The 14299-nt window shown below is 68.8% G+C and carries 13 protein-coding genes; 8 read left to right on the forward strand and 5 right to left on the reverse strand.

All coding sequences use genetic code 11. From position 1 onward, the window contains the following. Positions 1-129 precede the first annotated feature (129 nt). Positions 130-297: a hypothetical protein gene (locus BHE75_RS24620; protein ID WP_170112642.1), complete on the forward strand. Its 168-nt coding sequence runs from the start codon at positions 130-132 to the stop codon at positions 295-297. A gap of 49 nt (positions 298-346) precedes the next feature. On the opposite strand, the gene BHE75_RS21060 is transcribed toward BHE75_RS24620, so the two are convergent. From BHE75_RS21060 to BHE75_RS21070, 4 genes are all read right to left on the reverse strand, one after another. After that, entirely contained in the window at positions 347-1489 is a 1143-nt protein-coding gene (locus BHE75_RS21060) for a glycosyltransferase (protein WP_015458692.1), read from the reverse strand. 152 nt (positions 1490-1641) lie between these two features. After that, positions 1642-3315 (reverse strand): hypothetical protein, encoded by a 1674-nt coding sequence (locus BHE75_RS21065; protein WP_070935258.1) that lies wholly within the window; start codon positions 3313-3315, stop codon positions 1642-1644. 33 nt (positions 3316-3348) lie between these two features. Then, positions 3349-3483: a hypothetical protein gene (locus BHE75_RS25265; RefSeq protein WP_269078664.1), complete on the reverse strand. Its 135-nt coding sequence runs from the start codon at positions 3481-3483 to the stop codon at positions 3349-3351. Positions 3484-3573: 90 nt separating this feature from the next. After that, positions 3574-4419, reverse strand: a complete 846-nt coding sequence (locus tag BHE75_RS21070; protein ID WP_070936242.1) for a LysR family transcriptional regulator — start codon at positions 4417-4419, stop codon at positions 3574-3576. Between the two features lie 99 nt (positions 4420-4518). On the opposite strand from BHE75_RS21070, the gene BHE75_RS21075 reads away from it, so the two are divergent. Together BHE75_RS21075 and BHE75_RS21080 are read left to right on the forward strand one after the other, a co-directional pair. Next, a complete protein-coding gene (locus BHE75_RS21075) occupies positions 4519-5988 on the forward strand; it encodes an amidohydrolase family protein (RefSeq protein WP_070935260.1) in 1470 nt (489 codons plus the stop codon). An 8-nt stretch (positions 5989-5996) separates the two neighbouring features. Continuing rightward, positions 5997-7166 carry an amidohydrolase family protein gene (locus tag BHE75_RS21080; RefSeq protein WP_070936243.1) on the forward strand — a complete coding sequence of 390 codons (1170 nt, stop codon included), beginning with the start codon at positions 5997-5999 and terminating at the stop codon, positions 7164-7166. 482 nt (positions 7167-7648) lie between these two features. Here the strand turns inward: BHE75_RS21080 and BHE75_RS21090 are convergent, their stop codons facing one another. After that, positions 7649-8116, reverse strand: coding sequence for a MarR family winged helix-turn-helix transcriptional regulator (locus BHE75_RS21090; protein ID WP_015458698.1), 468 nt, complete (start codon positions 8114-8116; stop codon positions 7649-7651). A 111-nt stretch (positions 8117-8227) separates the two neighbouring features. Here BHE75_RS21090 and BHE75_RS21095 point away from each other — a divergent pair, with 111 nt between their 5' ends. From BHE75_RS21095 to BHE75_RS21115, 5 genes are all read left to right on the forward strand, one after another. Beyond that, on the forward strand, positions 8228-9409 hold the full coding sequence (locus BHE75_RS21095) for an HlyD family secretion protein (RefSeq protein ID WP_015458699.1): 1182 nt from the start codon (positions 8228-8230) through the stop codon (positions 9407-9409). Beyond that, complete coding sequence (locus BHE75_RS21100; RefSeq protein WP_070935262.1) at positions 9409-10962, forward strand: MDR family MFS transporter; 1554 nt, start codon at positions 9409-9411, stop codon at positions 10960-10962. Before BHE75_RS21095 ends, BHE75_RS21100 begins: the two co-directional genes overlap by 1 nt. A gap of 8 nt (positions 10963-10970) precedes the next feature. Continuing rightward, on the forward strand, positions 10971-12404 hold the full coding sequence (locus BHE75_RS21105; protein ID WP_070935264.1) for an efflux transporter outer membrane subunit: 1434 nt from the start codon (positions 10971-10973) through the stop codon (positions 12402-12404). Between the two features lie 202 nt (positions 12405-12606). Then, positions 12607-13473 (forward strand): SDR family NAD(P)-dependent oxidoreductase, encoded by an 867-nt coding sequence (locus BHE75_RS21110; RefSeq protein ID WP_070936244.1) that lies wholly within the window; start codon positions 12607-12609, stop codon positions 13471-13473. Positions 13474-13525: 52 nt separating this feature from the next. Further along, entirely contained in the window at positions 13526-14287 is a 762-nt protein-coding gene (locus BHE75_RS21115; RefSeq protein WP_015458703.1) for a helix-turn-helix transcriptional regulator, read from the forward strand. Positions 14288-14299 lie beyond the last annotated feature (12 nt).

A 14299-nucleotide genomic window follows, 5' to 3' on the forward strand; every position in this document is an offset into this window, starting at 1 on the left:
AACGCCGGGGGCGGCCCGCCCCGCATGCCAGACGGACGATTCGCGCTCGTCCGTTCGCTGTGGCATGGTGCTGCCATGAGATCCGACCGGGCGTCCGCGCCGGGCGCCCCATCTGGCAAGGAGGCCTAAATGGGTATCGACCGCGATTTCATCTGGCGTCGCTATATCGAGGAATGCGCCGCCGCGAAGACGGCCAAGGCGCGCGATGCGCAATCCGCCCACCAGCATCTCGCCAGCCGTTTCGGCGAGCAGATCCGCATCATGCGCAGCGGCCGTCCGCCCAACCTGGTGATCTGAAGGGATTTCGCGGCCGCTCCCGCATCTGCCGGGGCGGCCGCGATCCGGCCTATTTCTTCTTCCAGACGAACAGCGACGACGCCGAATAATTCCACAGCGTGCCGATGACGATGCCGGCCGCCGAGGAAAGCCACCAGGTGAACTTCTCAGTATACATGATGTTGGCGACGCCGACATTGCCGATCACGCCGATGCCGCAGATGGCATAGAAGGCGATCAGGCCGGTCAGGAAGCTCCACCCCTTCTTCCGCTTGTCGCGATAGGTGAGGATGTTGTTGAAGACGTAGTTGGTCGTCATCGCGACCACCGTCGCCACCGTCTGCGCCGCCACGAAGGTGGATTTCAGCCCGAAATACAAGGCGGCGAAGGTGGCGAAGTGCACCACCACGCCCGATCCGCCGACCAGCGCGAACAGGAGCAGCCGGGCCGGGATGAAGCGGCCGACCAGCTTGTCGACGATGAGGACGAGATATTCCCACAATACCGCGCTATCGAGCTTGCTTTCGCCATGCTGGCGGGTGCGGAACTCATAGGGCACCTCGGCGAAGCGCAGCGGCGGATCGGCCGAGGCGAACAGATCGAGCAGGATCTTGTAGCCTTCGCCCGAAAGCCCGCGCATCGTGCGTTCGAAGGCGTCGCGGTTGATCATGAAGAAGCCGCTCATCGGGTCCTTCAGGTCCGATTTGAGGACCAGGCCGGCGAGCCGGGTGGCGAACTGGCTCATCCGCGCGCGCTTGCTGTCCCATTCGCCGAGGCCGCCGCCATCGGTGTAGCGCGATCCGACGACGATATCATATTGGCCGCTGCGCAAGAGTTCGAGCATCTCGGGCAGCTTGCGTTCGTCATGCTGCAGATCGGCATCGATCACGGCGAGCTTGGTGGCGCCCGTCGCCAGCATGCCTTCGATCACCGCGGTGGAAAGCCCGCGCCGGCCGACGCGCTGGATGGCGCGGACATTCTGGTTGTCGATCGACATCTCGCGGACGAATTCGGCGGTGCCATCGGGCGAATCGTCGTCGACGACGATCATTTCCCACCGCACGCCCTGCAGCGCATCTTCGAGAAGGCCGTATAGCCTGCCGACATTCTCGCGCTCATTATAGGTGGGAACGATGACGGCAAGCTCGATCGGGCGGCGCGCCGCGCGGCCCATGTCGATCCGGCGATCGCCTTCGGATGATACGTCAAGCACTCGATTTCTCCGCCGAATTGCCGCTTTGGCGTCCGTCCGCCCGCATCCTATGCTGCAAAGCAAAAATTCCCCCGCCACGCGCCCGCGGTCAAGCCCAGAACGCATCCGGCCCGCCGATCGGCGTCCCTAGCCGGATTTCCTTTGAATTTCGTTCATTTGGTGGCGGGACGCGCCCGGAATCGCCAGATGCGAGCGATGAACAGCCCCTGGCTTTCGCGTTCCTCCACCAATTCCCACCGGGGATCGGCGGCGAGGCGGCCGGCGATCGGCCCTGCCTCCAGATGGCGGGGATGGCCGTCGATCGCCGCGCGCACGTCGCGATAGGAACCCGCCGCCACGCGGCCGACCAGGATCGCGGGCGCGCCGGCATCGATCACGGCGGCGGCCGGCGCGGTCGCGCCGAACAGCGGGCTTCCGGTCGCGAAGCGGATGAGCCGGTCGCCCGCCGGCGGCTCCGCCTGCCAGATCGCCACATCGTCATGGAAGCGCCAGCGCGTCGGCAGCGCGGCATAGCCCAGCGGATCGCCGGGCTCGAAGATCAGGGTCGCCGCACTATCCTTGCCGATCGCTTCGGCGAACATCCGCCCCGGCCCATGGGCGAAGAGCGGCGCGTGCCGCCAGAGCAGGCCGGTGGCGATCAGCCCGCCCGCGACGATGGCGGCGACGGCGCCGCGCGACAGCAGCGCCAGCGGGCGGCGCGCCGGCAGGCCCATCCCCGACAGGCCCACCGCGATCGCGGCGGCGGCGAAGGGCATCATCCAATAGCTGTAGGTGGGCTTGATCGCGTTCAGCGTGTCCAGCGCGATATCGGCGCCGATGGTGATGGCGAGCCCGAGGAGGACGACCGCCACGAGGGAGAGGAAGGCGCCCCGCCGCGCCGGCTCCATCCCGCCCGCCGCCAGCCGCCACAGCGCGGCCGCCCCGGCCAGCGCCAATCCTGCCAGCAGCAGCGACGCCGCCATCGGATAGACCATGTGGATCGATCCCACGAACAGGCGCGAGACATAGATGGCATAGGTGGCGATCGATCCGCCGCCGGCGGCATGATCCACCTGCCCGCTGGCCGCGACGATGAAGGGCAGCACCGCCACGCTGAGCGCCGCGCCCAGCGCGCCGGAGACGGCCAGCACGATCAGCGCCCGCCGGTCGCCGATATGCCGCGCGATCAGCACCACGAACACGCACGCGCTCATCACCGCGCCGAAGAAATGGACATGCACCGTCGCCGCGCACAGCAGCGCCACGGCGAGGGGGGCGCGCCAGCCGCGATTCCAGGCGGGATCGACGATGGCGAGGAAGGGGGCGATCATCGCGCAGGCAAGCGCCAGATAGAGCGGATAGGCGCGGATTTCCGGCGCCGTCATCGCGATCTGCGGGTTGAGGCAGAGGATCGCCAGCGCGATCGCCGCACAGCCGGGGCCGAACCGCCGGCGCAGCGCTGCCGCCATCACCACCAGCCCGAGGACCAGCAGCGCGCCGTGCAGCAGCCGCAGCCCCAGCGGCGACAGCGCGAACAGGTGCACACCCAGCCAGTCCAGCGCATAGCTGCCCAGCGGCATGCGATCGTCCGGCACCACGAACAGCGCCTTGGGCGTGCCGAGCAGCCAGTGGACCATCTTGAGGAAAGGCAGGCCGCTGCCCGACAATTGGGTGGTCTCGTCGATCCAGATATCCTGGACGAAGGCGAAACGGCAGACGACGGCGGCGAACAGGGCGATCAGCAGCAGCGATATGCCGTCCGCCCAATGGAATCCCGGCCGGGGGGGCAGAGTGCCGAACGGTCCGCCCGCCACCGCCCGGTCGATCGGGCCGCGCTGCTTCAGCAAGGGGCGTATCCGGACGGGCAAAAGACGGGCCGGTCATTCATCGCCGTCGTCCTTCCCCCTTTTGTGCCAGACGAAATAATAAAGGAGCAGCAATATGCCGAAGATCACGATCATCGTGATCAGGTTCTGCAAGGTATATTGCGTCGATCCGTTGCCCCCGAAACGCATGACCGTCCCCCATCTGGCAGTAAAGCGTTACACGCTAGCGACCATGGGAGAAAGTCCAGAACGCATGAGGCGGCGGCCGGGCGGCCGCGATCACCGGCCCCGGCGTTCCGCCAGCACGTCGCGAACCATGTCGGCAAGCGCGCCGATCGCGCCGTCGGCGGTGCGGGCATAGAGCGATATCGCCATCGGCGCGACGGGGCCGAAGGCCGGCCGTTCGCGCACGGCCGTGCCGCGCACGGCGCCCACTGGCAGCAGCGACAGGCCCAGCCCCGCCTCCACCGCCGCCAGCACGCTCTGCAGGCTGCTTCCCGAGAAAGCGACATACCAGCGCCGCCCCTGCCGTTCGAGCGCATCGAACATCTGGTCGCGATAGAGCCCGCCGGGCGGGAAGGTGACGAGCGGCAGCGGATCGCGCGCGACCAGCGCATCGTCCGCGCCGATGAACCAGCCCAGCGGTTCGGGGAAGGCGGCAAGGCTGCCATTGCCGGCCACCATTTCCTTCACGATCGCCAGATCGAACTCGCCGTCGCGATAGCGGGTGGCGAGATCGCGGCTGAGGCCGGTGGTCACGTCAAGCCGGATCGCCTTGTCGCCGGCCATGAACCGCGCGAAGCCTTCCGCCATCGCGCCCGTCGCCAGATCCTCGGGCAGGCCGATATGGATGGGCGCGGTGCCCGCCGGATCGCGGAGCAGCAGCTCCGCCTCGTCCTGCAATGCCAGGATGCGGCGGGCATGGCCGACCAGCCGTTCGCCGGCCGCCGTCAGCCGCACGGGCCGGGCGGATCGATCGATCAGATCGCGGCCCAGCACTTCCTCCAGCCGGCCGAGCTGCTGGCTGATGGTCGATTGCGTCATGTTCAGCCGATGCGCCGCCAGCGTGAAATTGCCGCTGTCGGCGATGGCGACGAAGCTCCTGAGCAGGCGGGGATCGAGCATGATATCATCATGAACCTTAATGGAGATCATAATAACATCTAATTTGTGAATATGGCTTCCCGCGCCTAGCTTGGCGATATCTTTTCCGGGAGCCGCCTGATGTCCTCCACGCTTCGCGGCGCGATCGCCGCCCTCCTCGCCTTCGCCGCGCCGATCGCGACGGTTTTCCCCGCGCAGGCCGCCGCCAGGGCCGGCGACGTCATCATCCGCCACGCCACGATCGTGGACGTGGAGCATGCCCGCACCCTGGCCGATCAGGCCGTGGTGACGCGCGGCGGCGATATCGTCGCCACCGGCCCCGACGCGAAGGTGGCCAGAAGCTGGCGGGCCAAGCGGAGCATCGACGCCACCGGCCGCTTCCTGATCCCCGGCCTGTGGGACATGCATATGCATTTCGGCGGCGGCCCCGAGCTGATCGAGGAAAACAAGGCGCTGCTGCCGCTCTACATCGCCCACGGCATCACCACGATCCGCGATTGCGCGGGCGACATGCCCTATGACGTGCTGGCCTGGCGCGACGAGATCGCGCGCGGCACGCTGGCCGGGCCGACCCTGCTCACCTCCGGACCCAAGATCGAAGGCATCAATCCGATCTGGAAGGGCACGCTGGAGGTAGGATCGCAGGCGGAGGTCGATGCCGCGATCGCCCGGCTGAAGGGCCTCAAGGTCGATTTCGTGAAGATCACCGACAGCACGCTGAAGCCGGAGCTGTTCCTTTATGCCGTATCGCAGGCGAAGGCGGCGGGGCTGCGCACCTCGGGCCATATCCCGATGGCGCTCACCGTCGGCCAGGCGGTCGATGCCGGGATCAGCTCGATCGAGCATCTCGATTATGCCTTCAAGGCCGGGGTGAAGGACGAGGCGCGGATCGCCGCCGATTTCGCCGCCGGGCGGATCGACCGGGCGGAGGCCAACCGCGAGCTGGACGCCGGTTTCGATCCGGCGACGGCGATGGCCGCCTATCGCACCTTCGCGGCGAAGGGCGTGTTCGTCACCCCCACGCTGAACGGCAGCCGCGTGCTCGCCTGGCTGGACAGCGATACCCATGCGGACGACGCCTATCTCGCTTATATCGGGCCGAAGCTGCGCAAGACCTATGACTGGCGCATCCAGCGCGCCGCCCAGGCCGATGCCGCCGGAATCGCGGCGCGCCACGATCATTTCGATCGCATGGCCGCCACCCTGCCGATGCTGCGCGATGCCGGCGTCACGATCATCGCCGGCACCGATGCGGGCTTCCTCAATTCCTTCAACTATCCGGGCATCGGCCTACATGACGAGCTGTCGCTGTTCGTCGCCAAGGGGCTCACGCCGGCCGACGCGCTTTCCGCCGCCACCCGCGCCGGGCCGACCTGGTTCGGGCGGCTCGACCGCTACGGATCGATCACGCCGGGCAAGGCGGCCGATCTCGTCCTGCTCGACGCCAATCCCCTGCAGGATATCGCCGCCACCCGCGCGATCGAGACCGTGATCCTGCGCGGCGAGGTGCACGACCGCGCCGATCTGGACCGCATGCTGGCCGAAGCCCGCGCCAAGGTGGCCGCCTGGAACGCCGCCGAGGCCAAGTGAACGCCCCCGTGATCGACACGCTCTTCACCAATGCGCGGCTGGCCGACGGCAGCTTGGCGACGCTCGCCGTGGCCGCGGGCCGCTTCGTATCCGTGGGCATCGCCCCGAGGGACCGGCAGGCGGCCGAAACCGTCGACCTTGGCGGGCGGCTGGTGCTGCCCGGCTTCGTCGACGGCCATATCCACCTCGACAAGAGCTTCGTCGGCGATCGCTGGCACCCGCACCGGCCGGCCGCGACGCTGCGCGAGCGGCTCGCCAACGAGAAGGCGCTGCTGGCGGCCGCCCGCCCGGTGGCGGAACGCGCCGAGGCGCTGATCGCGCTCGCCGCCGGCCATGGCACGATGGCGATGCGCAGCCATGTCGACGTCGACGCGACCACCGGCCTCGCCAACCTCCACGCCGTGATGGAGGCGCGCGAGCACTGGGCCGGGCGGATGGCGATCGAGCTGGTCGCCTTCCCGCAGGCGGGCATCCTCACCTGCCCCGGCACCGCCGACATCCTCGATGCCGCCATCCGCGAGGGCGCGGACGTGATCGGCGGCATCGATCCGACCACGCTGGACGGCGATGCCGACGGCCATCTCGACATCGTCTTCGGCATCGCCGACCGGCGCGGCGCGAAGGTGGACATCCACCTGCACGAGCCCGGCGAGGGCGGCATCGCCCAACTCGGCCGGATCGCGGAGCGCACCGCCGCGCTGGGCCTGAACGGCCGCGTCGCCGTGAGCCACGCTTATGCGCTGGGCGACGTGCCCGGGGCCGAGGTCGATCGCATCGCCGAACGCCTCGCCACGGCCGGCGTCGCGATCATGACCAACGCGCCCGGCGACCGCGCCTTCCCGCCCATCGCCCGCCTGCGCGCGGCCGGCGTCACCGTCTTTGCCGGCAACGACAATATCCGCGACGCCTGGTGGCCCTATGGCGATGCGGACATGCTGCGCCGGGCGATGCTGATCGGCTACCGCTCCGGCTTCTACACCGATGCCGATCTGGAAACGGCGCTGGACATGGCGAGCGGATCGGCCGCCCGCGTCCTCGGCCTCGACGGCTACGGAATCGCGCCGGGATGCGCCGCGGATTTCGTGGCGATGGATGCGCCGAACGCCGCGGCGGCCGTCGCCGGCGTGCCGGCCGCGCGGCAGCTCTTCCGTAAAGGAAAAGCGATTACGGCCCTTTAATGAACGTCGTTCATTGCCTCTTGCGGGCGGCCGCCAACATGATACCCTCCCCCTGCGATCACCGTAAGAGTGACGAATGGAGAGGTGCTTTCATGGAGCACTATGAGTCCGTGGTGCAGGAGTGCGGCTTCCGCTTGCTGTGCGTCGCAAGCGGCCTGGTGGCGAGCTTCTCCGCCATCATCTATCTCGCGCTGACCTGACGCCTCTCCGGCGCCGATCGGCGCCCACCTTCGGGGTGGCCCGGCGCGCGAGCAGGAAAGTCCCGTCAACCCGCCCCAACCCGTCATTCCCGCGCAGGCGGGAATCCATTGTGTCGGGAGCCATCGACTCAATCGAGCCAGCCGTGCCCATGGATTAGCCGCGCCGACCCGCGGCTCCCGCCTTCCTGGGAAGGACGATCGGGGGAGAGAAATGCCCGCTTCCCATTCAGGCAAACAGCGATCCGAAACCCGCCAGCCCTTCCGGCCGGGAATCCACGCAGCCTAGCCCGCCGATCCCGCCTGCTCGGCCGCGCATTCGGCCTGTATTTCCTCCAGCCGGTCGTTGAGCTTGCCGATCAGCCGGGCGAGCTGCAGCGCCTCCTCGTCCGTCAGCGCGCGATAGAGGCTGTCGACGAAGCGCTGCTTAGTGGGTTCCGCCGCGCACAGCGCCGCCAGTCCGGCATCGGTGATCGAGATATATTTGGCCCGCCGGTCGGCCGGGTCCTGATCGCGCCGCACCAGCCCCTCGCGCTCCAGCGCGTCGATCGCCACCGTCACCGTCCGGGGGGCATAGGCCATGCTTTCGGCGATGTCGGTGGAGCGGACCGGCCCTTCCTTATGGATATAGCCCAGCAGCCGCGCCCGCGCGAAGGACGCGCCGGTATCCTTCATCAGCCCGTCCAGCAGCCGGTGCGTCCGCAGGTAGAAATCCCGGAGCCCCGCCGAAACCGCGTCCCTCGCCACCGTCATGTCGCATCCCGCCAGAATATGTATGTATGCATACTATATGGTCTTGCCTGATAGCGCGATCAGGTGCAAGGGGCCGCCATTACCCCTTGTGCAATTGCGAGATGATTCCCCATGCAAGAGAGTGCGGCCGGAAATGGCGCGGCGCCCGGCAACCCGTTGAGCGATGGTGAAAGTCAGGCGGCCGATCGGCTGCCCGCCTTCCGCCGGCCGGGCGTGCGGCGCGCGCTGATCATCGGGGCGGCGATCGTCATCGCGGCCGTGCTGATCTGGTTCGTGCGCTACCAGCTCTACGGCAAATATCTCGAGGAAACGAACGACGCCTATATCCAGGCCGATGCCGTGGTGATCGCGCCCAAGATATCGGGCTATGTCGCCGAGGTGTTCGTGCGCGACAATCAGGACGTGAAGGCCGGCCAGCCGCTCGTCCGCATCGATCCGCGCGACTATCAGGCGCAGGCCGCGCAATATCAGGCGCAGATCGATGTGGCGGCCGCCAATGCCGACAATGTCCGCGCGATGATCGGCGAGCAGGAAGCCCAGATCGCCCAGGCGCGGGCACAGGCAGCCGCCGCCGACGCCCAGGCCACCTTCGCCGCGCATGAGGTGGATCGTTATGCGCCGCTGGCCGCCACCGGCGCCGAAACCGGCGAGAAGCTGACGACCCTGCGCAACCAGGCCGTGCAGGCGGCGCGGCAGGCCGCCGCCCAGCATGCCGCGCTGGCGATGGCCGAACGGCGCGTGGCGGCGCTCAGGGCGCAGATCCGCCAGGCATCGGCGCAGGGCGAGGTCGCCCAGGCGCAGCTCGCCACCGCGCGGGTCAATGTCGGCTCCACCATCCTGCGCGCCAGCACCGACGGCCGGATCGGCGACAGGACGGTGCGCGTCGGCCAGTTCGTCCAGCCGGGTGCGCGGCTGATGTCGGTGGTGCCGCTGTCGGCGCTCTACATCACCGCCAATTTCAAGGAGACGCAGATCGGCCGCATGCGCGTGGGCCAGCCGGTGAAGATCCGGGTGGACGCGCTGCCGGGCGTCGACCTGGACGGCCATGTCGAAAGCGTGGCGCCGGGCACGGGCGCGCAATTCTCGATCCTGCCGCCGCAGAACGCCACCGGCAACTTCACCAAGATCGTGCAGCGGGTGCCGATCCGCATCGCGCTGGATGCCGGCCCGGATGCCCGCAAGGTGCTGGTGCCCGGCCTGTCCGTCACCGTCGAGGTCGATACCATGTCGGCCAAGGGCGAGGAGCGCCGCATCGCCGACCAGGAAGCCGCCCGCCGCAAGGCCGCGCGCTGATGGCATCCGCCGCCCCTGTCCCCGCCGTGCCGGAAAAGGCCGATGCCGCCGCCTGGCTGGCGGTGGCGGCCGGCGCGCTCGGATCGTTGATGGCGACGCTCGACATCTCGATCGTCAATTCCTCGCTGCCGACCATCCAGGGCGAAATCGGCGCCAGCGGCACCGAGGGCACCTGGATCGCCACCGCCTATCTGGTGGCGGAGATCATCATCATCCCGCTTTCCGGCTGGCTGACCCGCCTGTTCGGCCTGCGCACCTTCCTGATCATCGCCGCCGGCCTGTTCACGGCCTTTTCGGTGATGTGCGGGCTTTCCACGACCCTGCCGATGATGATCGTCGGCCGCATCGGCCAGGGCTTCACCGGCGGCGCGCTGATCCCCACGGCGATGACGATCATCGCCACCCGCCTGCCGCCATCCCAGCAGCCGATCGGCAATTCGATGTTCGGCGCCACCGTCATCATGGGCCCCGTGGTCGGCCCGGTGCTGGGCGGCTGGCTTACCGAGAATATCAGCTGGCACTATGCCTTCTTCATCAACCTGCCGGTCGGTATCGCCCTGCTGACGTTGCTGATCGTCGCCATGCCCTACCAGAAATCGCAGCTTTCGCTGATCCGCGAGGCCGACTGGCTGGGCATATTCGGCCTCGCGCTCGGGCTTGGCGGCCTTACCGTGGTGCTGGAGGAAGGCGAGCGGGAACAATGGTTCTCCTCCTCGCTGATCGTCTGGCTGTCCGTCATGTCCGCCTTCGGCTTCGTGCTGCTGCTGATCGGCCAGTTCGTGGCGCGCAAGCCGGTGATCCGGCTGTCGCTGTTGCTCGACCGGCAGTTCGGCGCCGTGGTCGCGATGGTCATCGTCGTCGGCATGGTGATGTTCGGCACGTCCTACACCATCCCGCAATTCCTCGCGACGATCTCCGGCTACAACTCGCTGCAGGCAGGCGAGATCGTGCTGCTGTCGGGCATACCGGTGATCCTGCTGATGCCGTTCACGCCCTTCCTGCTCCGCACCATCGACATCCGTATCGCGGTGGCGTTCGGCCTCGCCGTGCTCGCGGTCAGCGCCTATATGGAAACCACGCTGACCGTCCTGTCCGACGGATCGACCTTCGTCGATTCCCAGCTCCTGCGCGGGCTCGGCACCGTCTTCTCGATGATCTACCTCAACCAGGCCGCGATCCGGTCGGTGCCGCCCGAACATGCCGGCGATGCGGCCGGCCTCTACAACGCCGCCCGCAACCTTGGCGGGTCGCTCGCGCTGGCCGGCGTGGCGGTGGTGCAGGACCAGCGCGTCTGGCTGCACAGCCGGCGGATCGAGGAAACGCTGAACGCCAATTCGATCGAGGTCCAGGCCTATGTCGATCGCCTTGCCCAGGCGCTTGGCGGCCCCGATGCCGCGATGCGCTCGATCGAGGCCAGCATCCAGGCCCAGGCGCTGACGATGACCTATTCGGACCTCTTCTGGATCCTTTCGGTCGGCATCGTCGCGGTCATGCCGCTTGTCCTGTTTCTCCGGCCGCTGCCCCAGGGCGGGCGGCCCGTCGCAGCCCATTGAGGAGCGCCATGCGCCCGTTCCCTGTCCTTCTTCCGCTTTCGATCGCCCTTCTTGCCGCCGGCTGCACGATGGGGCCGGATTATGCCGGGCCTCAGCCGCTCGCCGCCGCCAAGGCCCCCGGCGCGTCCTTCGCGCGCGCCGATACCGGCTTCTCGGCCGAAGCCCCGCTGGCCCGCTGGTGGGAATCGCTGCACGATGCGGTGCTGGACGATCTCGTCCGGCAGGCGCTCGCCGCCAATCCCGATGCCAGGGTCGCCGAGGCCCGGCTCCGCCAGGCGCGGTCGGCGCTGCGGCTGGAGCGCGCGAACGGCAGCCCCAATGTGAACGCCCAGGCCGTCTACGCCCATGCCCATCTGCCCGGCGTGGACTTTGGCGGCGAAGGCGACAGCGGCGATACCGATCTCAACCTCTACAATCTCGGCTTCGACGCGAGCTGGGAGATCGACCTGTTCGGCGGCCAGCGGCGCAAGGTGGAGGCCGCGCGCGCCGAGGCCGAGGCCGCCGGGGCGCGGCTGGCCGACGCCCAGGTCAGCCTCTCCGCCGAGGTGGCGCAGGCCTATGTCAACCTGCGCGACCGGCAGGAACGCATCGCCCTTTCCCGGCAATCGATCACGATGCTGGAACAGATGGTCGATCTCGCCCGCCAGCGCCGCGATCGCGGCACCGCCTCGCAGCTCGACGTCGATCGGCTGGAAGGCCAGCTCGAACAGGCGAAGGCCGACGTCGCCGGCCTCGATGCCGAACAGGATGCCTATCTGGACGAGCTGGCGACCCTGACGGGCGCGGCGCCGGGCACGCTCGATGCCCGGCTGCGGACGCCCGGCGCGCTGCCCTTGCCGCCCGCCGCCATCGCGATCGGCGATCCGGCCGCCCTCATCCGGCGCCGGCCCGACATTCGCGCCGCGGAACGGACGCTCGCCGCCGACACGGCGAAGATCGGCGCCGCCGAGGCCGCGCGCTTCCCCCGCCTCAGCCTGATGGGCATCATCGGCATCGGCGGCACGTCCTTCTCCGATCTCACCCATCTCGACGATTTCGCCGCCATCGCCGCCCCGCAGCTAAGCTGGAGCTTCCTCGATTTCGGCCGCAACAAGGCGCGGGTCGGCCAGGCCGAAGGCGTGCGCGACGAGGCGGAGGCGCAATATCAGGGCGCGGTGCTGGCCGCGCTCCGCGATGCCGAGGATGCGCTCTCCCGTTTCCGCAACCGCCGCATCGCAGTCGCCACGCNCGCGCGGGCCGAGGCGCTCGCCACCCGCACCGCCGGGCTTTCGCGCGATCGCTACCGCGCCGGCACCATCACGCTCACCGACCTGCTCGATGCCGAGCGCCAGCAACTGGCCGCCCGCCAGCGGCTTTCGGCGGCCAAGGCGGGGCTGACGGGGGATTTCATCGCGATCCAGAAGGCGCTCGGCGCCGGCTGGCGGAACGGCCTCGACGAATAACGCCCCTCACCCCGCTTCCGGCCAGTGCGAAAGGACTGCCCCCAACGCGCCGATGGGAGAATCGGCGGGGGCAGGCTATATCCGGCGGATCGCCCCGGCACCGGACGAGAAACGGGCCGGGGCGAATCAAGGAAAAGGGCTGGCGTTACGTTTCCGGGGTGCGGGTGACCGCGCTCTCATTCCGGTGGTGGAAGGAAATGCCGTGGGACGAACCTGGCTGATTACCGGCAGCGCCCACGGGCTGGGCCGATCGATTGTCGAAGCCGCCTTGTCCGCCGGCGATCGGGTGGTGGCCACGGCCCGCGATCCCGCCCGGCTTTCCGACCTGGAAGGGCTGTATCGCGACCGGCTCGTCAGCTTCGCGCTCAACGTTACCGACGCGGCCCGCGCCTGGGCGGCCGTGGACGTGGCGGTGGCCCGTTTCGGCGGGGTCGACATCCTCGTCAACAATGCCGGCTTCGGCCATATCGCCCCGTTCGAACAGACCAGCGACGCCGATTTCCGCGCGCAGATCGAAACCAACTTCTATGGCGTGGTCAATCTGAGCCGCGCCGTATTGCCGGTGATGCGGCACCAGCGTTCGGGCCATATCATCAACATCTCCTCGGTCGGCGGGCGCATCAGCTCGCCGGGGCTCAGCGCCTATCAGGCGGCGAAATGGGCGGTCGGCGGCTTCAGCGAGGTGCTGGCCAAGGAAACCGCCGCCTTCGGCGTCAAGGTGATCGCGGTCGAACCGGGCGGGATGCGCACGGACTGGGGCGCCGTCGCCGGCGGCCATGCGCCCGATCTCATCGCCGATTACCAGCCGAGCGTGGGCGCGATGCTGGCGATGACGCGCGGCTATGCCGGGCACGAGATCGGCGATCCCGCGCGGATCGCCAGCCTGATCGTCGACCTTGCCGGCCGCGACGCGCTGCCCGCCCACCTCCTTGTCGGCAGCGATGCGCTGCTCGCCTTCCGCCAGGCGCAGGCCGTCCGCCAGAAGGAGGCGGAGGAATGGGCGACGATCAGCACCTCCACCGATCTTTCGGGCGTGGATATATCCGTCATTTCCAACCTCCTGGAATGAGGCGCCATGCCCGTCATTGGCCCCCGCCGCCGGCTGGTCTAGAAGGCGGGCCATGTCTTCGATGTCCCCCCGCTTCAGCCTCGCGGTGCGCAGCTACGGCGTGAACCCGGATATCGACCGGCACAGCTTCACCCAGCTCGTCCTGCCGATCAGCGGCACCCTCACCCTCGACATCGCCGGCCAGGGCCGCGATCTCGAGCCGAGCTGGGCCGCCTTCGTCGATACCGGCACCGGCCATGCGACGATGAGCCGCCGGCCCAACCGATCGCTGATCCTCGATCTGGAAACCGGCGCGGTTCCGCCCGACATGCGCGAGCGCCTGGCCCACCGGCCCTTCGTGGAGCTGCCGCCACAGGCGATCCGGCTGGTCGATTATATGCGGATGGTGGCGGAGGACGGCGATCCGGCGCCGCCGCTGGTCGCCCATTGGGTGCCGCTGCTCCTGGACACGCTGGTCCGCCAGCCGCCGCGCCCGGCCTCCCGCCTGGCGGCGCTGCGCGCGGCGATCGAGGCCGCGCCGGGATCGCCCTGGACCACCGGCGCCATGGCGGATCACGCGGCCGTCAGCGTCAGCCGGCTCCACGCGCTGTTCCGGGCGGAACTGGATACCACGCCGCGCGCCTGGCTTGCCGGGGTGCGGCTGGATCGGGTGCGGGAATGGCTGCGCCACACCGACCGGCCGATCGCCGAGATCGCCTTTGCCGCCGGCTATGCGGACCAGAGCGCGCTTACCCGTGCGATGCGCCGCGCCACCGGCCTGACGCCCGCCGCCTATCGCCGCCAGAATCGCGAGACCAGGCCCAGAAATCCGTAGACCGGATCAAGA

The organism is Edaphosphingomonas haloaromaticamans, assembly GCF_001853345.1.
Lineage (GTDB): Bacteria > Pseudomonadota > Alphaproteobacteria > Sphingomonadales > Sphingomonadaceae > Sphingomonas_E > Sphingomonas_E fennica.

Excerpts from the sequence above, each read along its gene's own strand:
- BHE75_RS21095 (WP_015458699.1), top strand. The coding sequence starts at position 8,228 with ATGCAAGAGAGTGCGGCCGGAAATGGCGCGGCGCCCGGCAACCCGTTG.
- BHE75_RS21075 (WP_070935260.1), top strand. The coding sequence starts at position 4,519 with ATGTCCTCCACGCTTCGCGGCGCGATCGCCGCCCTCCTCGCCTTCGCC.
- BHE75_RS21115 (WP_015458703.1), top strand. The coding sequence starts at position 13,526 with ATGTCTTCGATGTCCCCCCGCTTCAGCCTCGCGGTGCGCAGCTACGGC.
- BHE75_RS21070 (WP_070936242.1), bottom strand. The coding sequence starts at position 4,419 with ATGCTCGATCCCCGCCTGCTCAGGAGCTTCGTCGCCATCGCCGACAGC.
- BHE75_RS25265 (WP_269078664.1), bottom strand. The coding sequence starts at position 3,483 with ATGCGTTTCGGGGGCAACGGATCGACGCAATATACCTTGCAGAACCTG.
- BHE75_RS24620 (WP_170112642.1), top strand. The coding sequence starts at position 130 with ATGGGTATCGACCGCGATTTCATCTGGCGTCGCTATATCGAGGAATGC.
- BHE75_RS21100 (WP_070935262.1), top strand. The coding sequence starts at position 9,409 with ATGGCATCCGCCGCCCCTGTCCCCGCCGTGCCGGAAAAGGCCGATGCC.
- BHE75_RS21090 (WP_015458698.1), bottom strand. The coding sequence starts at position 8,116 with ATGACGGTGGCGAGGGACGCGGTTTCGGCGGGGCTCCGGGATTTCTAC.